This is a genomic window from Fictibacillus marinisediminis, from assembly GCF_023149135.1.
Lineage (GTDB): Bacteria > Bacillota > Bacilli > Bacillales > Fictibacillaceae > Fictibacillus_C > Fictibacillus_C marinisediminis.
The window spans coordinates 3575474-3595262 of sequence record NZ_JAIWJX010000002.1 but is presented as its reverse complement, the minus strand read 5'-3'; the positions used below and the strand labels follow the sequence as shown (position 1 = coordinate 3595262).

Here is a 19789-nt window from a genome sequence, read left to right as displayed (position 1 = left end):
AACATCGGTAGCAAAAGGTTTTAACAACAGTATGCAATACAAATATAGAGGAAGAAAGAGGGATCATAGATGAAAGTGCCTATGCTTGATCTATCAGAACAGTACCAATCACTGAAAGAGGAGATTTTTGCAAGCTTGGAAGATATCATGTCAGGATCTCGCTTTATTTTGGGAGATAACGTTAAGAAACTGGAGCAGGATGTAGCAGAATACAGCGCGGCAAAGCATGGAGTGGGGGTAGCGAACGGCAGTGACGCCCTGCACATTTCTTTGCTTGGATGCGGAGTGAAACAGGGGGATGAGGTCATCGTTCCTTCTTTTACGTTCTTTGCAACTGCAGGAGCGGTGGCTCGTGCAGGAGCTGTTCCTGTTTTTGTTGACATCGATCCTAAAACGTACAATATTGATCCGGCGAAAATTGAAGCAGCGGTAACAGAAAAAACGAAAGCAATCATCCCGGTTCACTTGTACGGCCAGATGGCAGACATGGAGCCGATCGCTGAAATCGCGAAGAAGCATAACCTTGCGATCATTGAGGATGCAGCTCAAGCCATCGGTTCAAAATACAAAGGGAAAAACGTCGGTGAGCTTGGCACGACAGCAACCTACAGCTTCTTCCCGACGAAAAACCTTGGCGGGTACGGTGACGGCGGCATGATCATCACGAATGATGAAGACATTGCTGAAACGATGCGTGTGATCCGTGTTCACGGCAGCAAGCCGAAATACTATCACCACATCCTGGGGTACAACAGCCGTCTGGACGAGCTGCAGGCCGGAATCCTGAACGTTAAGTTTCCTCATCTGAACACATGGAGCGAAGCACGACGTGAAAAAGCTGCGATCTACACGGAACTGTTGAAGGAAAAGCTGGGTGATCTCGTTGTCACTCCGTTTGTGGAAGAACACAACTATCATGTGTTCCACCAATACACGATTCAAGTGCCAGACCGCACCGGTTTGCAGGAGTTTTTGAAAGAGCAGGGAATTGGATCTATGATTTACTATCCAAAACCGCTGCACCTTCAGCCCGTATTCAAAGAACTCGGCTACAAGGAAGGTGACCTGCCTGAAACAGAAAAAGCGGCAGACCGAGTACTTTCACTTCCGATGTTCCCTGAACTGAAGAGGGAGCAGCAGGAGTATGTCGTTGAACAGATCGCCGCTTATTTCAGCAAAAATCCTGTCAACGAATCAAAAGAAAAATCATTCGCATAAACGCATTCAGCTTTTAGGAAGAAAGGGTGTTCTCATTGACGGTCAGCCAGGGGAGTAATGTGGTATTAGGAAAAGATGTACAGCTCGGTTCAAACGTGATCATCGGGCATAATGTGGTCATTTACGACGGAGTCTCCATCGGAGATAACTGCATCATCCAGGATAATGCGGTCATCGGCAAGCAGCCGGCCAGAGCAAAGAATTCAGCGCTGCCGGAATTAAAAACACTGCCGCCCGCAAAAATCGGTTCAGGGGTAACGATTGGAACGAATTCGATCATCTACGCCAGCGCAGAGCTGGCTGACGATGTCTTCGTCGCTGACCTTGCGACCATCCGCGAGCGGGTGACGATCGGCCATAAAACGATTATCGGCCGTGGAGCAGCGGTCGAGAACGACTGTGTTATCGGAGTAAAATGCAAGATTGAAACCAATGCTTACATTACGGCGTATTCCGAGCTTGAAGATCTCGTGTTCATTGCACCGGGTGTTGTTACGACCAATGACAATTATATGGCCCGGTCCAAAGAACGGTTTAAACATTTTAAAGGCGTTACCGTAAAAAAAGGCGGGAGGATCGGAGCCAACTCCACGATCCTTCCCGGCAAAGTCATTGAACAAGAAGCAGCTGTGGCAGCCGGAAGCCTTGTTACAAAGGATGTGGAAAGCCAAGATCTCGTGGCCGGCCATCCGGCTAGAAAGTTCAAAAGCGTGCCAGACGACCAGCTGCTGAAAAATCAAGAGGCGTAAACTTCCCGTGTTTCCCTTGAAAACAGCGATGAAACTTGCATCTATGAAGGAAAAGCGAAGGGAGGGAAGTACATGCCTGATTTGCGGAGACTTTTTCAATCAAAAATTACACAGGGTATTCTGGCGTTATGCTTTGCGGCCATTACGGGCAGCTGGCTGATCGACAGAGTGCCAGTCCAGTCACCGCTTCTTCTGACAGCGGCACTTGCAGGATACGTCGCTTTAATGGCTGTTTTTATCGCTATCAAACCAGTTGTGCAGCAGATTCCTATTATGAACTTGCTGCTTTATCTTCTGATCTTTTCATCGTTCCTGGGCGCGGGAATCATGAATATCCCCGTTGGCCCAATCTCGATGTTTCCGTATCGAATGGTTTACGTTTTGATGGTGCCTGTGGTTCTTTACCTCGCCCTTTTCAAAAAGGACATATTGGAATGGGAGAGGGTAAAGGTCAAACCTGTGATGTACTTCCATCTCTTCTGGATGCTTTACGCCCTGTTCTCTCTGAGCTGGACACGCTCTTTTTCCATGGGTGCGGTTGACCTGATCTTCTTGATCATCGGAATCTCCCTCATCTTTTTTATGGTCTTTCTCATGAAAAAGGAGGAGGAATTCAAGCATGTGTACTGGATCTGGCTTGGCATGTTCGCCGTTCTGACGGTGATCGGCCTCTGGAACCATGTCACGCACAACCATCTTGCTATCTCAAGGATCAACAAGGTGGCGGAATATCAAAAAGGAATACCGACATCTGTTTTTGTAAACGAGAATGATTTTGCCAGCTTTATTTCGGTCAGTTTCTTTCTCGTTTTAGCCTTTGTTCACCGTACAAGATCCTGGCTGTTAAAGGCCGTGGGGGCTGCGTTGATGCTTCTCTCGCTTTATGTGATGATCTTTACGTCATCAAGGGCGAATTTTATCGCGATCCCATTGGGTCTTGCCTTCTGGTTTGTCTTTTTAACAAACAAGAAAGTGAAAAGAAGCCTTGTTGTTCTTGGCTTCGTCGGTCTGGCGGCTGGTATTGTTATGTTTAAAGAAAAGTTTGCAGCGGCCATCGGAAAGATTGAGGGCATGCTGCACAGCTTGCTGGCCAGTGGTTCGCAAGCCGAGATCGCCTCCGTCGATATCCGGTCCAACCTCATTAAGAACGGATTGCTTTTTTTTGAAAAAAGTTTTGGATTCGGCATCGGTTCGGGGAACTCTAAATACTATCTCATGCATTATGCAGAATTTCCGACAAAGGGAATCATTAACGTCCATAACTGGTGGATCGAGATTCTCGTCAATTACGGAGCTGTTATTTTTGCCGGTTATGTCCTCCTGTATCTCTGGGTTATCCTGCAGCTTTTCCGTATCTTCAGGCAATCGGGTACCCTCTATGAAAAAATAATCAGTGAAGGACTGCTTGGCGGCATGATTGCTTTCTCGCTTTCCTGCATCAGCCCAAGCTCACAAATTTCGCTAAACTACCTCTGGCTGCTTTTCGCATTCTCCATCAGCTACATTAATTTCTGGAGAGTGAAACAAAATGAGGTTCAATATCGACCAATGAAGTAAGGGAGTAAGTGTATGGACAAGCAAATGAAAGAAATTACAGAAAGCATCTGGCATCGATTTAAAAAATTATTCATCCTGCTGCTGCTGATTCCTGTTTTAACGACAGTGGTCGCCTACTTTATGGCTTCAAAAGCGCCGAGCACGTCCCAGGCGACCGCGAAAGTGAAGCTGGGACAAGCTGAAAACTCCATCCTGAACACGCCGGACAGTGCGAAAGAGTACCTTACGAGCGAAGAGTTTTTACGTTCTGTTAAAGGTTTGAACAAGGATGAAGAAAAGGCGATGAAAGACAAGCTTCAGGTCGTTCCTGAAACAGATACGATCATCACGCTGTCATTGATGGATGAGGATAAAAGCAAAGCAAAGTCCCAATTGAAGCCAGTGGTGAAAGAATTCATGAAAGAAAGCAACCACCAAACTGAAAAATGGAAAACAACACTGGAGGATCAAATCAAGAAGGTAGAAGGAACACAAGTCTCTGGTGAAGGCACCATTAAGAAGGAAGAATATTTATTTGACCTGAAAACAAGAGTGCTGAAAGTAAAAGAACCAAAGCTTCTTGAAAAAGTAGATACGACAGACATGGCCGGGGATCCGAAAAGGAAGGCTGTGCTGGGTCTCCTGGTGGGACTGATGCTTAGCGCCTCAATCCTGCTGCTTCCGGAAATTTTTAAAAAGTAGCTTCAAACCTCTCATTTGGTGGTAAAGAGAAGAGATGAAGAAGCGGAAAATTCCGCTTCTTCAGCGGACAAGCATAGTTTTACTTTTGTTTATCACGGTTTCGAGATATAATTTCTGAAGAAGATGAATGTGAATTTTCATGGGGCGTTGTTGGGCAACATAAGCAGGAGGACCCTTGCTTAAATCCATTGAAGAGTTGGAAAAAGAGGGATAACATGAATGTTCAATTGATCATTGCTGCGGTTGTGTCGTTCGCGGTTGTCGTGGTCGCCATGCCTTTTATCATTAAGCTGGCGGTCCGGCTGAATGTGACCGACAAACCAAATCAACGAAAAGTACATCAAAAATTAATGCCTCGCTGGGGCGGAGTCGGTATCTTCCTTGGCGTTGTTGTCGGATATTTTGTCTCGGGCCTGTATGAAATGCAGCTAACCGGGATTATTGTAGGTGCAGTTCTTATTGTCGTGATCGGCATGATTGACGATAAATACGAATTAAGTGCGAGAGTTAAGCTTGTCGGCCAGATTTTTGCGGCACTTCTCGTAGCTTCTACAGGATTAACCATTGAATTGATCACCATACCTTTTGTTGGTACATTTCATTTAGGTCCATGGGCATACATCACGACCATCTTCTGGATTATCGCCATCACCAATGCGATCAATCTGATTGACGGCCTGGATGGCCTGGCAGCGGGTGTATCGGTCATCGTGATGGTGACCATCGCAATCATGGCGGGATTAAACGGAAACATGATGATTCTTTCCCTTGCCCTCATCATCGCAGCTTCTACTGCCGGCTTCCTGATGTACAACTTTAATCCGGCCAAAATCTTTATGGGTGATGCAGGCTCTCTGTTCCTCGGCTACTCCATATCGATTCTGTCCCTGCTCGGACTGTATAAGAGCGTTACTCTGTTCAGTTTCGTTGTACCGATCATCATCCTTGGCGTGCCGGTTTTCGATACATCCTTTGCCATCATCCGCAGAATGGCGAACAAAAAGCCGATTTCTGCACCGGATAAAGGGCATCTGCATCACCGTTTGATCAACTTGGGCTGGTCCCACCGCAAGACCGTACTCGTGATCTACGCGCTCAGCATCGTGTTCAGTGTCGCTGCCGTCGTGTTTGAATCCAGTACATTGTGGGGCTCTGTCGTGATCATCATCGGACTTCTGCTGATGCTTGAAGTCATCGCAGAGATCATCGGACTCGTCCATCACAAATACCGCCCGGTGCTCTTCCTCTACAAGAAGTTCATCGGCACGATGCAGGTCAACAGCCCGGACAAGGATTAACTAAATATAAGGTGCCAGGCACCCGTTTTTGACATATGTCAAAAGCCGGTGCCTGGCACCTTTTTTGTTTGGCTCACAGGTTTGCATAGGAATTTATTCAGGGAGAAAACTATATCCCCCTAAACTTGTGCAAAAAGTGTTAAATAAGGGAAATGTGAGGCTTACAGAAGGGGTATGCTCTCCTTTTATACTCTATCACTGTGGTAGGCATCTCATTTAAAGGCATAATTGCGCAGCCAGTTACGCTTACTTGCAAAAATAACTGTTTTACTTGCGAAATTAGTCGGATTACTTGCGGTTCGACACAAAATACTTGCGAAACTTATCCAATTACTTGCGAAAACCTAAACTTTACTTGCAAACTAAAGCATTTTTCAAAAAAAGGCACAAAAAGAAACCCGCCAATCAGCGGGTTTCTTCATTTATTATCTTATTCTCCAGTTCCCTGACTTTGCTCGCTAGTCCCATCAGAACTGCTGCTGTCAGCGGAAGCGGAGCCTTTACCTTTATAATCAAGGATTTCTCTAATACGGTCTCTTACTTTTTGAACAACTTGCTCATCAGGGCTGAAGTAGTAAACACCATTAATGTATTCATCCTGTCCACCGATGTTCATACGTTCAAGTTCTTTACTTTGAATTTGTTTGTAGAAGTTTCTCATGCCGAACAATTCTTTTAAGGAGATATTCGTTTGAACGTTGTCTCCTACAGAGTTCAGCAGGTTGTCCGCCCTTGAGATGGACTTGATGGACAGCGCTTTGTCCGCTACAGCTTTCATTGCCTGCTGCTGGCGTTCCTGGCGTCCAAAGTCCCCGCGTTTATCCTGTTTACGCATTTGTACGTAGGTTAGTGCTTCGTCGCCGTTCAGATCCATTTTTCCTTTATGGAAGTAGATCTTGTGGCCTTTCAGGTTCTTCTGATAGAAGTCGAATGGTACGTCTACTGTAATTCCGCCGACAGAGTCAACAACTTCTTTGAAGCCCTGGAAGTTTGTACGTACATAGTAATCGATCGGAACATCAAGGAAATGCTCTACCGCATCAATCGTAGCCTGTTCTTTATGGCCTTTTTTGCCGTAGGCATAAGCGTGGGTGATTTTGTCTTTGCGTCCCGCATCAGGCAAGTATGTTCTAGTATCCCTCGGGATACTTACAATCGATGCTTCCTTGGTATCCGGGTTGATGGTCAGTACCATCAGCGCATCGGAATGTCCTGGTGAGCCTTTATAGTCTTCGACACCCATCAGGAGAATGTTGACAGGGTCTTTACCCATTGTGACTTTATCCATGCGAAGATCGGATTTGTTGCCATGGGCAAGGCCTTTATAGCTGTTGTCTGCCGTTGATTTAACCTTATACGCTAAAAAGCCGGCATACGCGACTCCGCCCAGCATACAAAGCACAAGGAGAACAAGAAAAATGCGGATCAAGCGCCGGAAAGGACGGCGTTTCCTTTTCTTGACTCTCCTTCTGACAAGCCGTGTCGGCTGCCTTTCTTCATTATAATAACTCATGTTTTATTCCTCACTTTAACGGAAAAGTTCCCTAATTGATCTCTCAATAATTCAACCCTACAGTCCATAGGTTTCGACAATATCTGAAATAAATGGGGATAGAATTACAAGATTTTTTCTTCCAGATATTCCAATGAACCGTCTTCTATTGTAGCATGTGCATTTGTGAGGTTTATTAAGTATTCTTTAAAGTTTTGTAAGTCTTTTACCGCAACATAAGTTAAAATTTCGACCTGTTCGAGGTAATTGATCTCTTTGATCATATAGGGAGAGGACCTTAGATCGTTTTCTACTTTGCCGAGAAGAGTGTAGTCGATTTTAGTATGCACAATTTGCATGAGATTACGTTCAACGACCCCGATGGCGTTCAATCCTTCGCTCACGCTCTTTCCGTAAGCGCGTATCAATCCTCCTGCCCCGAGTTTAATGCCGCCGAAGTAACGGGTAACCACAACGACTACATCTTTTAATTTCCTTTTTTTCAGAACTTCTAACATCGGAACACCTGCTGTGCCGCTCGGCTCTCCGTCATCATTCGCTTTTTGGATATTGTCATGCTCCCCGATCAGATAGGCGGAACAGTTATGGTTGGCGCTATGATGCATTTTTTTGATGTGTTGAATGAACTCTATCGCTTCAGCCTCAGTCGTTGCCCTGGCGATATGAGCAATGAACCTTGACCGCTCGATGACAATCTCATGCTCGCCGGTTTCTTTGACAGTAAAATAATTGGATAACATTTTTAGCGTGCTCCTTAATAATGGATTTAAGTAAAAACCTTTAATTAGTAATAAATTTCAATACGATAAATGGTAGTGGAAAAATGTAAAGTTCTCATAAAAATTATCCCGAAAAAACTACAAATTCAAGGGATTTAGTGCTATCCTTCATTATAAGGCGCGAGCAACCTTCCTACAAATTTCTTTGCAGAATAGACATAAACTTCCTTTTTCATACGAAAGATTTATGGAATAAATGTTTTTATTTGGATTCATGGTAAGAAAGACCTGAGTTCAAATTAGGTAGGATGGTTCTAGAACTAAAGTCTGTTCTTCTTTATCGTTTTAATTGGAGGATATTTACAAGATGGCAGCTAAAACACAAATCGATCCAAAGCTTTTAGATGGCATTCTTACAGAAACCATCAATACCGTTAAAGTAAGCCAGACTCAAGTGTTCGATATCAGCGAGGAATCTCGGCAGGAGTTTCTTCGGCTGAATAAAGAGCTTGAAGATGTGAAGGAAAAAGCGCTCGAGGCCATTGACCGGTCGGACCTGCTTGAAGAAAGGTCCAAGATTGCCAGGTCAAAGCTCGCTCAAGTAAGCAAACATTTTCAAAAGTACAGTGAGGGCGATATTCGCGACGCATACGAAAGCGCGAACGCCATTCAGATCGAAATGTCCATTGCCCGCCAGACTGAAAAACAGCTGCGGGAAAAACGAAACGATTTGGAAAGGCGCTTAAATGGCCTGAAAGAGACGGTGTCTAAAGCAGAATCACTCGTCGGCCAGATATCGGTTGTCCTGAACTATTTAAGCGGAGATTTACTGAAAATTAATGAGCTTGTGGAAGATGCCAAGCAAAAGCAGGAATTTGGCCTTCAGATCATTGAAGCTCAAGAGGAAGAACGCCGCCGGGTATCACGGGAGATCCATGACGGTCCGGCCCAGCTTATGGCTAATGTGTTGATTCGTTCCGAGCTGGTCGAAAAGGTATTTAATGAAAAAGGTACAAAAGCAGCAGTAACTGAAATTAGAGACTTAAGAGAGATGGTCAGAGCCTCCTTAAGGGAAGTCAGGAGAATTATCTATGATCTCCGGCCAATGGCGCTTGATGACCTTGGGCTCGTCCCTACATTAAAAAAATATTTGCGCAACGTCCAGGAAAGTACCGGTATTGAGATCGAACTCGTTCCGATGGGGAATGAGCGAAGATTTCATACGAAGATGGAAATAGCGTTATTTCGATTGATTCAAGAAGCTGTCCAGAATTCATGCAAGCATGCAGAGCCGAAGAACATCTCGGTGAAAATTGAATTCACGGACCGCAATGTATCCTTATTTGTAAAAGATGACGGTAAAGGTTTCGATGCCACAGTACCGCAAAAGACCAATTCATTTGGGCTGATCGGTATGAGAGAACGCGTGGAGCTGCTGGAAGGCACTCTGAAAATCAATTCGCGTCTAAACATTGGAACCAACGTTTATATTCAAATACCTATACGAGATCGGGAGGGTTCAGAATGAGAAGTGTAGATGTTTATGAATCCAGTGCCTCTGCACCGGACAAAACAAGAATTGCAATTATTGATGACCATCGATTGTTCCGGGAAGGCGTAAAGCGCATCCTGGATATGGAGGACGAATTTTCTGTTGTAGCCGAAGGAGATGACGGTTCAGAAGCCGAGGATATCGTGAACGAGCATCATCCTGATGTAGTGCTGATGGATATCAACATGCCGCATATCAATGGTGTAGAAGCAACTCGCCGATTGGTTGAAAAGGCTCCCGATACGAAAGTGATCATTCTCTCCATCCATGATGACGAGACCTATGTGACGCATGCGGTTCAGACAGGGGCTTCCGGCTACCTGTTAAAAGAAATGGATGCTGACTCCCTGATCGAAGCAGTGAAAGTCGTAGCAGATGGCGGAGCGTATCTTCACCCGAAGATCACGTACAATCTATTAAATGAGTTCCGCCGTTTATCTACAACAACGAAGAACAATGCCAACAACCCGAACAACATCGGCCTTAACGAAATTGAGTACCGCAAACCGCTTCATATCCTGACACGCCGTGAATGTGAAGTACTGCAATTGCTCGCAGACGGAAAAAGCAACCGCGGTATCGGAGAAGACCTGTTCATCTCTGAGAAAACGGTTAAAAACCATGTGAGCAATATTCTTCAAAAAATGAACGTGAACGACCGAACCCAGGCGGTTGTTGAAGCCATTAAAAACGGCTGGGTAAAAGTAAAATAGTAAATGCTTGTGGAAGCCCGGTTCTGTTTGAGCCAGGCTTTTTTTATTTGTTAACCTTTGCAGCTCTTGAGGGCGGTTGATCTCCGTTCCAGGATGCTCGCTTTCCGCGGGGCGTGCGCTGAACCCCTCGGCGCAAGCGCCTGCGGGTTTCACCTGTCACACTCGTCCCGCTGGAGTCTCGCACCTTGCACTCCAATCAACTTGTCAATGAAGGCACTTTACAGAAATGTTCCCAAAGCAACAATCTTTTAGAAAACAGCCTTCATCTAAAACCCTTCAGCTTGCTGTCGGGCTTGGAAGTTCTGTCACACTTTCAGCCGGGAGCGTGATCTCCGCAAGTGTCCCCTCGCCAAGCGTGCTCGTGAACCGTAAATGCCCCATATGGTTATCCAGAATCTTTTGGCTGACCATCAATCCGAGTCCCTTGCCATTCTCTTTTGTCGTAAAAAAAGGATGAAAGAGCTGTTTTAAGTGGACTTCAGATATTCCCACACCTTCGTCCTTGATCTGAATGAGCAGATTTTCGTTTTGAATGCCTGTAACGGTTATTGTTACCTTTCCGCCATGAGGCATAGCCTCGATCGCGTTCTTGATCACATTAACAAACACTTTCTTTAACTGGTTTTCTTCGCCTTTAACCGTTCCGCTGTCAATGTAAAACTGCGTCTCGATCTGTGTATTGTTGAGGCTTGCCTGCCCGGTCAGAAGCAGGGTAACCTGTCTGATCAAGGGGAGCAGGTCGATCCGCATTGTCATCGTTAAATGAGGCTTAGCCAGAACCATAAATTCATTGGTGATGAGATTAATGGATTCAATCTCTTCCAGCATGATATTTAAATATTCTTCACGGCCAGGAATGTTTGGATGGTCTTTGAACATCTGTGTAAAACCTTTAAGGGAGGTGAGGGGATTGCGGATCTCATGGGCAACCCCGGCAGCCAGTTCTCCGACAACGGCTAGTTTTTCCGACAGGCGTAATTTCTCTTCCATGATCCTGAATTCTGTCAGGTCCTTGATCGTACCGATAATGCCGATCAGTTTGTTCTCAACAAAATAAGGGATATTTGTAATCTCTGCCTCGAACTCTGTTCCGCTTTTATGCTTGATGCGTGTCTCGCGTTTGATCGGTTCACCGGCAAGTGTACGCTGAAAAAACTCTTCTGTTTTCTCAGCTTCTGATGGGGCCAGGAGAAAGGTATAAAGAGAGCCCTGCAGTTCATCTGCAGAATAGCCCGTGATCTTTTCTAAAGAATGATTGCCGCCTGTAATCCTTCTGTCCTTGCCGATCATATAAACGCCATCTGGATTCAGTGCGATCAAGGAGTGATTGCGCTGTTCGCTTTCATCCAGCTGCAAGGATTTCAGCTTCAGCTGCTGATCACTCATTGCCCCCAGTACATACAGCAATGCGATGAACAGCGAAGCAACGATTACAATAGCCGTAGCGATCAAAGAAAGACTTCCAAGGCGTGGGTCGTGCATGACGAGAAAAAGGGGATGAGACTTCATCAGCATCGCTTTTTCACCGATATAATGTAATCCTGTCAATGCCAAAACCATAAACAGACTATTGATGAATTGGTTGAATAATGAGGGTTGAGAGGCAGAAAATTGGCGGTAGAGCGCAATGCCTGAAAATAGATAAGCGGCTGCAGCAGCAAGGGTAGATACAAAAAAGTCATAGTGGAGATTGGAGTTTATGGCTGCTGTTTTCATTCCGAAATAATGAAGGACGATGATGCATGAGCCCATGAAGAAGGCAGAAAGAAAGACACTGCTTTTTTTATGAAAGGATTTGGTGAAATAAAACGCCCCATAGGTTCCGGCAACGGCGATCAGCATGCATTGGCTGATGGCGGGAATATGATGGGCTGCAGTCAAAGACATGTTCAAAGACATCATCCCGACGAAATGCGTACCCCATATTCCGATCCCCATGGTCAATGAAGCGCTGAACAGCCACAAACGGCGGGATGACATCGTTTTACGGTTACTTCTGCGGACAAAATCTAAGGCGACGAATGTGTAGACAATGGAAACGACGACAGATAGTGCCACGATATATAGATTATGCTGCATAGTATGAAGTACCTCCAATTCATGAATATATTTTACTAATTTCTTACAATTTCGACGTTTTCCTTCTTTTACTCTCAAATTTTTACAAAAAAATTATTAGGTCCATTGAACCCTCTTTAAGAAAGACTCTTACCATAGAACCATGTCCTGTTTTTAAACCGTTTTTTTCTATCCTGCCAGGGGTAATAGTAAGAAAAACAGGAGTGGTGGCATACATGGGAGATAAATATTACCTAACAACAGATATTGGCGGTACCAATGTGGAAGCAGCCCTTTTTGAAGCAGATGGTACAATGCTGGCAAACAGAGAATTTCCGACACAGGAATTTGTGGATTCCGGTGTTTTAATAGAATTGGCGAAACAAGCTAAAGAGATGGCTGAAGAAAAGAATGTCAGCTGGGAGGATATTGTTTCGGCAGGAATCGTGGCACCAGGTGTCATTGATCCGGATAAGGGCGTGGTGTTTCATGCCCCGAATCTAAAGTGGCAGGATTATGAGCTGAAAAAAGAAGCAGAAGAAATGCTGGGCGTACCTGTTCATATCGATAATGACGTAAATGGCGGATTGCTGGGAGAGGTCTATTACGGAGCCGCACAGGGAAAGAAAAATGTCCTGCTATTCATGATCGGAACGAGCATCGGGGCAGGTTTATTGATCAACGGTGAAATCTACCGTGGAGCACACTGGGCATCAGGGGAGGTGGGCCATATGATCAGCGATCCTGAAGCCGCTATGGGTTCATTTATTCCAATCAAGGACGGATATGGCTTTTTAAGCAGCAAAATGGGCGGTGTGGCCATCGCACACCATTACCGGGAGGCAAAACGGCTGGACGGTGAGGTTTCTGGAGAAGAGCTAAATAGACTGAAAGCATCAGATGTGTTTCGGTTCGCGGAGGAGGGAGACAAGCTCGCCCAGGGCATTATACGGGAAGGCATCCTTCATATGGGGATGGCCATCGTCAATGCTGCTGCCCTTATCAATCCTGAAACGATCGTCATCGGCGGAGGCGTTGCTCAGTCGGGAAATTGGTTCCTCGGAAAAATAAAAAGCATGCTTGAAGAGTTTGTGCCGTGCCCAACTGAGGTTGTCCTTGCGGGATTAAAGGATCAATCCCCGCTCTATGGGGCGCTGGCTCTTTGTCAGCTCATGGATAAAGAGGAAAAGGTTCAGGAAGGAAATGGATGAAAGATGGAGAAAGAAAGAAAAATAGAGATAAAGAAATGCGCCGTTTTAATGAAAACGGTCCCTGTTTCGTGTAAACTACTAACGTAGATGAGACAACGGACGAAATATTGTCAGGAAAGGAAATTACAATGAGCAAGGTAGCGATAATGACAGACAGCACGGCATATATACCAGAACACATCAGAAACGAAAAAAACATTGTAATGATTCCGCTCAACGTTATTTTTGGCAATGAATCGTATAAGGAAGAAGTGGAGCTTAACAAGAATGATTTTTACGAGATGGTTGGCAAGGGAGGAGCCCTTCCTAAAACGTCACAGCCATCCATCGGCGAACTGGCAGACACGCTCGAACGATTGTCAAAGGATTATGATGAGGCGATCATGATCACCCTATCGAGCGGCATCAGCGGTACATACCAAAGCGCTCTAAGCGCCGCAGACATGGTGGAAGGCATCAATTTCCATGTGTTTGATTCTGAAATCAGCTGCGCCCCGCAAGCCTTTTATACGTATAAAGCAGTCGATATGGCGAAAGAGGGAGCAAATGCAACGGAAATCATGGAGAAATTGAACTCGATTAAAGAGCGAGGCATTTCCGCCTATTTCGTGGTCGATGATCTCAATCACTTGCATCGCGGCGGACGTATGAACGCAGCCCAGCTTCTCGTCGGGAACCTTCTGCAGATCAAGCCTGTGCTTCATTTTCAGGATAAAAGAATCGTTCCTTTTGAAAAAATCCGTACGAAGAAAAAAGCGATCGCCCGTATTCATCAGCTCATGGAGCAATCGGTAAAGCCGGATGAAAGTTTCAAAGTCAGTGTGATCAATGCGCAGCGTGAAGAGGAAGCGAAGGAAATCGCAGCCGATATTCAGGGGAGATATCCCAGTGCTGATGTCTCGGTAGATTATTTTGGCCCTGTTATCGGGACTCATCTTGGCGAAGGATCGATCGGCATCACGTGGATGAAAGAGTAGTCTTTTAGATAACCTTTGTTGCTTTTGAAAGTGGTTGATTTCCGTTACAGGCTGCTCGCTTTTACCGGCGTAAACGCCTACTTTCGCGGGGCGTGCGCTGAACCCCTCGGCGCTTGCGCCTGCGGGTTTCACCTGTCACGCTCGTCCCGCAGGAGTCTCGCACCTTGCACTCCAATCAATTGAGCAATGAAGGATCTTTACAAAAAGGTTCCCAAAGCACAATCTTTTAGAAAGGCTGTTTTCGTAACCTTTGTTGCTCTTGGGAGTGGTTGATTTCCGTTCCAGGCTGCTCGCTTTCCGCGGGGCGTGCGTTAAGCCCCACGGCGCAAGCGCCTTTGGGTCTTACCTGTCACGCTACCCCCGCAGGAGTCTCGCACCTTGCACTCCAATCAACTGATCAAAGAAGGTTCTTTACAAAAATGACCTAAAAGCAATAATCTTTTAGAAAAGAGCCAAAAATTAAATAAACATACGGAGGGATTTTTATGAAAATTCCTTATCAACAGGAGACGGCACCATGAGGTTCGTCTCTTTTTTTGTTGATGGAAAAAGTCTGGCGGTTCCTGAAGTGCTGAAGCCGCCAGATGTCAGTGCAGTACCTGTTTCCTTTCACAAGCTTCAAGTCCTTGATACCCCCGATTTTAGTGAGGTTTCCCCCTTTTCTGCTGAACTACAAGCCTCTTTATCAGGCAAACTCCTCTTGTTTGAAGAACTTCCCTACTCGATTGATGTGATTCATGAGCATTATCTTAATGGCTGCTTAGCTTACGAAAAAGGAATAGAAGAAGCTGGCGGTTCGTTTGTCTGCAAGCGTTGTGGCAACGATAAGCCGCGTTTGTTTTCGTCTTTTTCCTGTTTTCGGTGTAAGGAGAAGGAATGTGTATACTGCCGGAAGTGCCTTGTGATGGGGCGGGTGAGTCAGTGTACGCCGCTTGTCCGCTGGTGCGGTGCTGAACTGGAATGGAAGCTGGATGAGGTTGCTTTGACGTGGACGGGTGAGTTGTCGGCTGCTCAGAGGAAGGCTTCGGATGGGCTGGTTTCCCGTGTTGGGGGTAAAGGTGAGTTGCTGATTTGGGCGGTGTGCGGAGCTGGGAAAACAGAGGTGCTTTTTTATGGACTGGAGAGAGCATTGAAGACTGGACAGAGAGTTTGTTTGGCCACGCCAAGAACCGATGTTGTGCTCGAACTGCTGCCTCGGCTGCGCAAAGTGTTTCCTGGTATTACTTTGGCAGGTTTGTATGGTGGAAGTGAGGAAAAGCTGGATGGGGCTCAGCTAGTGGTTTCAACGACACATCAGCTGTTTCGTTATCGGGATGCGTTTGATCTTGTGGTGGTTGATGAAGTGGATGCTTTTCCGTATTCGTATGACTCGTCACTGGAGCATGCGGTTCACCAGGCAAAGAAGAAGGATGCACTGATCGTCTATTTAAGTGCAACCCCGGGACGGAAGATGAAGAAAAGAGCAGTGGCAGGAGGGCTTCCGCATGTCAAGATTCCGCTTCGGTTTCACGGTTTTCCATTGCCTGTCCCAAGGTTTGTTTGGTGTGGTAACTGGAAGAAGAGATTGAAGAAAGGCAGATTGCCAGGAAACGTGATGAACTGGGTGGAGCATCAGTTGGAAGTAAAGCGTCAGGGGTTTTTGTTTGTTCCGTCTGTTGTGGCTCTACATCAAATTGTGGCATTATTGCAGGCAGTTTTCCCGGGTATTGAGGGTGTGCATGCGGAGGATCCTGAACGTAAAGAGAAGGTCATGAAGTTCCGGAAGGGTGAGATATCCATATTGGTGACAACGACGATCCTCGAGCGTGGGGTAACAGTTCCCTTTACAGATGTGGCGGTGTTCGGGGCGGAAGAGGATATATTCACGGAGAGTGCTCTCGTGCAGATTGCCGGCCGGGCTGGCCGAAGCAAGGACGACCCGGCAGGAGAGGTTGTGTTTTTTCATTATGGAAAAACGAGTGCGATGGTTGATGCTAAACGGCACATTGAAGGGATGAATCGGGAGGCAGGTTTATGAATTATTGCCTGTATTGTGATGAAGGTTTTTACGAGACGGTGAGCTGGAGCTTTGTGCTTGGCATTGCTGGTGAAATGCACTTTTGCGAGGGATGCAGCTCATCCTTAGAGAGAATTGAAGGGGAAATATGCGAGATCTGCGGACGCTCTTTTTCTTTATTTCCCGAGCAATATCGACAAGAAAATAGATGTAACGACTGTATACATTGGGAAGAAGACGTCAATTGGCGCGGTGTTCTCGTTAAGAACCGGTCATTGTATGTCTACAACGATTTTTTAAAGGAACTGATTAGCCGGCTGAAATATAGAGGTGATGCCGAGCTGGTGATGGGGTTTAGGCAGGAGTTTAGAAAAATCTATCAGCATGAGTTTAAAGGATTTGTGGTCGTTCCTGTGCCGCTAAGTCAGGAAAGGCATTACGAGCGGGGATTTAACCAGACACAGTTATTGGCAGAACTGCTTGGTGTTGAGGTTGAACATGCATTGGAGAGAGTCCTGCACGAAAAAAAGCAGAGCAAGAAGTCGAGGCAGGAACGGCTGGAGATGAAGGAAACAATTTTTGAGCTTGCTAATAATAGTAAGCTGGTTTATGGGAAAAGCGTTGTTCTAGTTGATGACGTATATACAACGGGGGCGACGCTCAGACAGGCTTCAAGGGTTTTAAAAGAAGGTGGTGCTTTGCAGGTTTCATCCATGACACTCGGGCGTTGAGGAAGGTTTTCACTTTTTTTGTTTAGTTCGGATGAGGGTCTATCAACATTCCAATCTTCCTTCCGATAATTACGGTAGAGATACTAGAGGGGTGATCGGAATGGGAGAATTGAAAAATTGCCCAAGCTGTGGAAATTTGTATGTTCAGCACCTTCGTTCAGTATGTGATTCTTGCTACACGGAAGAAGAGCTGATGTTTGAAAAGGTGTTTCAGTATATGAGGAAGCGGGAGAACCGGCAGGCAACCTTGCTTGATGTTCATCAGCAAACCGGGGTGGATGAAGAGAAAATCACAAAGTTTATCCGCCAGGGCAGAATCCGTGTGGTCGGGTTTCCGAATTTTTATTATCCATGTGAAACATGTGAGGGTCCGACCCAGGAAGGGCGACTCTGCAGCTCATGCAAAAAGAAAATCATGGGTGATCTCAAAACCAATGAATTCGAAGCGCAAAAGAAGCTTGTTGATCTAGGAAGGTCTTACTATACCGATTAATCAAAAGTCCTATTTTCCGTGAATAGCTTCAGTTTTGTTATTTTAAACCGATATAAGAAATAGGAAATGCAGGAGCGATCCTGCTTAAAAGAGGTGAATCCTATGAAGATCAATAGCTTTAATCATGTCAATATTAACCCATACACTAAACAAAGCCAACAATATTCCAAAAACGAGGAAAAGATGAAGCAGAGCGACGAAATTCAAATCTCAGCTGAAGCGAAGGAACTTCAATCATCACAGCAATTTTCAGTTAGCCGCCAGGATAAAATACATGAAATTAAAACCCAGATTGATTCCGGCCAGTACCAGCCCGACGCAAGAGAGGTCGCCCGGAAGTTCTATCAGTTCTGGAATAACTAGGAGGATCTCATGGCGCTAAAGGACATGAAATCTTTATTAAACGAGCTTCTCCACGTCCACCGTGAGCTCAACAGCATCGCTGAACAGAAAACAGCGATATTAAAAACAGGTGACGTAAAGGCGCTCGATGCCTTGATGCTTAAAGAGAACGAACATGTGAAGACCTTGATGGAGCTTGAAGAAGTGCGGAATGGAACAAGCACTCTCACGATGTCAGAGCTGATTGAGCAGGCTGTTCCAAGTGAGAAAGAGCAGCTTGAAGCTCTTCAATATGAGCTTTCTAAAGAATACATGCTTTTGAAGGAACGCAACGAGCTGAACCAGCAGCTGATCCATCAGTCGCTGCAGTTTGTGAACATGTCATTGAACATGTTCATGCCGGAGCCGGAAAAAGTAACATACAGCCGTCCGCAGGCCAAGGAATATGCGGGAGCTGGGAGCTTCTCCCTGTTTGATTCAAAAGCCTAGAACGGAGGAACATTCATGGTATCAACGTTTCACGGGTTAGAGACCGCCCGCCGCGGAATGACAACCCAGCAATATGCCCTTCAAGTGACCGGGCAGAACATCGCCAATGCCAACACAACCGGATACTCCCGCCAACGGGTCAATTTTACCCAGACGGAGCCTTACCCCGCACCAGCTATGAACCGCCCGCAAGTCCCTGGACAGATGGGAACTGGTGTACAGGCTGGGTCGATTCAAAGGGTGAGAGAAGGTTATCTTGATCAGCAATTCCGCGGAGAGAATAACAAATACGGTTATTGGTCTGCAAAAAGCGAAGCCATGGAAAAAATGGAAGATATCATGAATGAACCTAGTGATAACGGGCTTTCCAAAACAATGGACCGTTTTTGGCAGTCGCTGCAGGACCTCTCGGTACATCCTGAAGACAGTGGGGCACGCTCAGTTGTTCTTCAACGGGGTACAGCAGTAGCAGAGACCTTTAATTACTTGTCTAATTCCCTAACTTCCATTCAAAAAGATATAGGCAGTCAATTGGATACAACGGTGCTTGAGGCGAACTCATTGTTGACACAAATTAATGGCCTAAACAAACAGATTGGAGAAATTGAGCCACATAAATATTTACCGAATGATTTGTATGATCAGCGTGATGCCCTAGTAGACAAACTCTCCCAAATCGTAAACATCTCTGTTGAGAAAGTGGGCAGCGGCGGCCAGTCACTGGATATGGCCGAGGGCAAATACACAATTAAACTGCTTGATAAAAATGGAACGGCCATTGGGACTTTAGTGGATGGGTCTGATACTTCAAAAGTTAATGAAATAAAAGCGGTCCTAAGCAGTGATAAGAGTTCTCTTACCAGTCTGACATTGAAGACAGGAGAAGATCTTGCTGGTACTGACATGTCAGGCAGGTTGCAAGGGTTAAAAGATTCACTTAAAACGGATTACCCAGATATGATTAAAAAACTGGATAATATGGCTTCCGGCTTTGTTGCAGAGTTTAATAGATTACACAGCGGTGGGTACGGTCTGGACAGCAACTCGCCAAGTACAAATACAGGAAAAAACTTTTTCTCCGGTTCAACCGCTAGTGATATTAAAGTCATTCTAACAAACCGCAATGATGTGGCTGCAGGATCTGGCGGATATAGCGGCGATGGAGGCAATGCCCTGAAACTGGCTAATGTGAAAAACAGTAGCCTGCCATACGGTGGAGAAACAACTTCGCTACAAGGCTATTACGAAGGAGCCATTGGCAAAATGGCAGTAGATTCACAAGAAGCGGCTAGACTTGCTGACAACTCACTAGTTCTTTCAGACTCTGTGGAAAACCGAAGACAATCTGTTTCAGGTGTGTCAATTGACGAGGAAATGACAAATCTAATTCAATTTCAGCATGCATTTAATGCAGCAGCACGGAACATCACTGTAGTGGATGAGATGCTTGATAAAATTATCAACGGCATGGGTGTTGGTGGAAGGTAGGTGT

General features: G+C 45.7%; 18 protein-coding genes. 15 read left to right on the top strand and 3 right to left on the bottom strand.

The features are described 5' to 3' along the window. Positions 1 to 69 precede the first annotated feature (69 nt). The 5 genes from LCY76_RS19155 (at position 70) to LCY76_RS19135 (ending at position 5503) form a co-directional block, all read left to right on the top strand. Positions 70 to 1218, top strand: a complete 1149-nt coding sequence (locus tag LCY76_RS19155; protein WP_248253944.1) for a DegT/DnrJ/EryC1/StrS family aminotransferase — start codon at positions 70 to 72, stop codon at positions 1216 to 1218. Positions 1219 to 1277: 59 nt separating this feature from the next. After that, complete coding sequence (locus LCY76_RS19150) at positions 1278 to 1967, top strand: N-acetyltransferase (RefSeq protein ID WP_248253943.1); 690 nt, start codon at positions 1278 to 1280, stop codon at positions 1965 to 1967. A 72-nt stretch (positions 1968 to 2039) separates the two neighbouring features. Beyond that, on the top strand, positions 2040 to 3524 hold the full coding sequence (locus LCY76_RS19145; RefSeq protein ID WP_248253942.1) for an O-antigen ligase family protein: 1485 nt from the start codon (positions 2040 to 2042) through the stop codon (positions 3522 to 3524). Between the two features lie 12 nt (positions 3525 to 3536). Then, complete coding sequence (locus LCY76_RS19140) at positions 3537 to 4205, top strand: hypothetical protein (RefSeq protein ID WP_248253941.1); 669 nt, start codon at positions 3537 to 3539, stop codon at positions 4203 to 4205. A gap of 215 nt (positions 4206 to 4420) precedes the next feature. Beyond that, positions 4421 to 5503 carry an MraY family glycosyltransferase gene (locus tag LCY76_RS19135; protein WP_248253940.1) on the top strand — a complete coding sequence of 361 codons (1083 nt, stop codon included), beginning with the start codon at positions 4421 to 4423 and terminating at the stop codon, positions 5501 to 5503. A 430-nt stretch (positions 5504 to 5933) separates the two neighbouring features. On the opposite strand, the gene LCY76_RS19130 is transcribed toward LCY76_RS19135, so the two are convergent. Together LCY76_RS19130 and LCY76_RS19125 are read right to left on the bottom strand one after the other, a co-directional pair. After that, complete coding sequence (locus tag LCY76_RS19130; RefSeq protein WP_248253939.1) at positions 5934 to 7016, bottom strand: LCP family protein; 1083 nt, start codon at positions 7014 to 7016, stop codon at positions 5934 to 5936. A 104-nt stretch (positions 7017 to 7120) separates the two neighbouring features. Beyond that, positions 7121 to 7756 (bottom strand): YigZ family protein, encoded by a 636-nt coding sequence (locus LCY76_RS19125; RefSeq protein ID WP_248253938.1) that lies wholly within the window; start codon positions 7754 to 7756, stop codon positions 7121 to 7123. A gap of 346 nt (positions 7757 to 8102) precedes the next feature. Here LCY76_RS19125 and LCY76_RS19120 point away from each other — a divergent pair, with 346 nt between their 5' ends. Then, positions 8103 to 9263, top strand: coding sequence for a sensor histidine kinase (locus LCY76_RS19120; protein ID WP_053356967.1), 1161 nt, complete (start codon positions 8103 to 8105; stop codon positions 9261 to 9263). After that, a complete protein-coding gene (locus tag LCY76_RS19115; RefSeq protein WP_053356968.1) occupies positions 9260 to 10000 on the top strand; it encodes a response regulator in 741 nt (246 codons plus the stop codon). The genes LCY76_RS19120 and LCY76_RS19115 overlap by 4 nt, the downstream gene beginning before the upstream one ends. 276 nt (positions 10001 to 10276) lie before the next feature. Here the strand turns inward: LCY76_RS19115 and LCY76_RS19110 are convergent, their stop codons facing one another. Beyond that, entirely contained in the window at positions 10277 to 12079 is a 1803-nt protein-coding gene (locus tag LCY76_RS19110) for an ATP-binding protein (protein WP_248253937.1), read from the bottom strand. A 215-nt stretch (positions 12080 to 12294) separates the two neighbouring features. Between LCY76_RS19110 and LCY76_RS19105 the strand changes: the two genes are divergently transcribed. From LCY76_RS19105 to flgK, 8 genes are all read left to right on the top strand, one after another. Next, entirely contained in the window at positions 12295 to 13269 is a 975-nt protein-coding gene (locus tag LCY76_RS19105; protein WP_248253936.1) for an ROK family protein, read from the top strand. A 128-nt stretch (positions 13270 to 13397) separates the two neighbouring features. Further along, positions 13398 to 14246, top strand: a complete 849-nt coding sequence (locus LCY76_RS19100; RefSeq protein ID WP_248253935.1) for a DegV family protein — start codon at positions 13398 to 13400, stop codon at positions 14244 to 14246. A 517-nt stretch (positions 14247 to 14763) separates the two neighbouring features. Further along, positions 14764 to 16263 (top strand): ATP-dependent helicase ComFA, encoded by a 1500-nt coding sequence (locus LCY76_RS19095; protein WP_248253934.1) that lies wholly within the window; start codon positions 14764 to 14766, stop codon positions 16261 to 16263. After that, positions 16260 to 16973, top strand: coding sequence for a ComF family protein (locus LCY76_RS19090; protein ID WP_248253933.1), 714 nt, complete (start codon positions 16260 to 16262; stop codon positions 16971 to 16973). Before LCY76_RS19095 ends, LCY76_RS19090 begins: the two co-directional genes overlap by 4 nt. Before the next feature lie 100 nt (positions 16974 to 17073). Continuing rightward, on the top strand, positions 17074 to 17466 hold the full coding sequence (locus LCY76_RS19085) for a TIGR03826 family flagellar region protein (RefSeq protein WP_248253932.1): 393 nt from the start codon (positions 17074 to 17076) through the stop codon (positions 17464 to 17466). Between the two features lie 102 nt (positions 17467 to 17568). Further along, positions 17569 to 17829 (top strand): flagellar biosynthesis anti-sigma factor FlgM, encoded by a 261-nt coding sequence (gene flgM / locus LCY76_RS19080; RefSeq protein ID WP_175501764.1) that lies wholly within the window; start codon positions 17569 to 17571, stop codon positions 17827 to 17829. A gap of 9 nt (positions 17830 to 17838) precedes the next feature. Next, positions 17839 to 18297, top strand: coding sequence for a flagellar protein FlgN (locus LCY76_RS19075; protein ID WP_248253931.1), 459 nt, complete (start codon positions 17839 to 17841; stop codon positions 18295 to 18297). A 15-nt stretch (positions 18298 to 18312) separates the two neighbouring features. Beyond that, entirely contained in the window at positions 18313 to 19785 is a 1473-nt protein-coding gene (gene flgK, locus LCY76_RS19070) for a flagellar hook-associated protein FlgK (protein ID WP_248253930.1), read from the top strand. The last annotated feature ends 4 nt before the right edge of the window (positions 19786 to 19789 follow it).

Excerpts from the sequence above, each read along its gene's own strand:
- LCY76_RS19140 (WP_248253941.1), top strand. The coding sequence starts at position 3,537 with ATGGACAAGCAAATGAAAGAAATTACAGAAAGCATCTGGCATCGATTT.
- LCY76_RS19130 (WP_248253939.1), bottom strand. The coding sequence starts at position 7,016 with ATGAGTTATTATAATGAAGAAAGGCAGCCGACACGGCTTGTCAGAAGG.
- LCY76_RS19090 (WP_248253933.1), top strand. The coding sequence starts at position 16,260 with ATGAATTATTGCCTGTATTGTGATGAAGGTTTTTACGAGACGGTGAGC.
- LCY76_RS19145 (WP_248253942.1), top strand. The coding sequence starts at position 2,040 with ATGCCTGATTTGCGGAGACTTTTTCAATCAAAAATTACACAGGGTATT.
- LCY76_RS19110 (WP_248253937.1), bottom strand. The coding sequence starts at position 12,079 with ATGCAGCATAATCTATATATCGTGGCACTATCTGTCGTCGTTTCCATT.
- LCY76_RS19085 (WP_248253932.1), top strand. The coding sequence starts at position 17,074 with ATGGGAGAATTGAAAAATTGCCCAAGCTGTGGAAATTTGTATGTTCAG.
- LCY76_RS19155 (WP_248253944.1), top strand. The coding sequence starts at position 70 with ATGAAAGTGCCTATGCTTGATCTATCAGAACAGTACCAATCACTGAAA.
- LCY76_RS19120 (WP_053356967.1), top strand. The coding sequence starts at position 8,103 with ATGGCAGCTAAAACACAAATCGATCCAAAGCTTTTAGATGGCATTCTT.
- flgK (WP_248253930.1), top strand. The coding sequence starts at position 18,313 with ATGGTATCAACGTTTCACGGGTTAGAGACCGCCCGCCGCGGAATGACA.
- LCY76_RS19075 (WP_248253931.1), top strand. The coding sequence starts at position 17,839 with ATGGCGCTAAAGGACATGAAATCTTTATTAAACGAGCTTCTCCACGTC.
- flgM (WP_175501764.1), top strand. The coding sequence starts at position 17,569 with ATGAAGATCAATAGCTTTAATCATGTCAATATTAACCCATACACTAAA.
- LCY76_RS19125 (WP_248253938.1), bottom strand. The coding sequence starts at position 7,756 with ATGTTATCCAATTATTTTACTGTCAAAGAAACCGGCGAGCATGAGATT.
- LCY76_RS19105 (WP_248253936.1), top strand. The coding sequence starts at position 12,295 with ATGGGAGATAAATATTACCTAACAACAGATATTGGCGGTACCAATGTG.
- LCY76_RS19095 (WP_248253934.1), top strand. The coding sequence starts at position 14,764 with ATGAGGTTCGTCTCTTTTTTTGTTGATGGAAAAAGTCTGGCGGTTCCT.
- LCY76_RS19100 (WP_248253935.1), top strand. The coding sequence starts at position 13,398 with ATGAGCAAGGTAGCGATAATGACAGACAGCACGGCATATATACCAGAA.
- LCY76_RS19115 (WP_053356968.1), top strand. The coding sequence starts at position 9,260 with ATGAGAAGTGTAGATGTTTATGAATCCAGTGCCTCTGCACCGGACAAA.
- LCY76_RS19135 (WP_248253940.1), top strand. The coding sequence starts at position 4,421 with ATGAATGTTCAATTGATCATTGCTGCGGTTGTGTCGTTCGCGGTTGTC.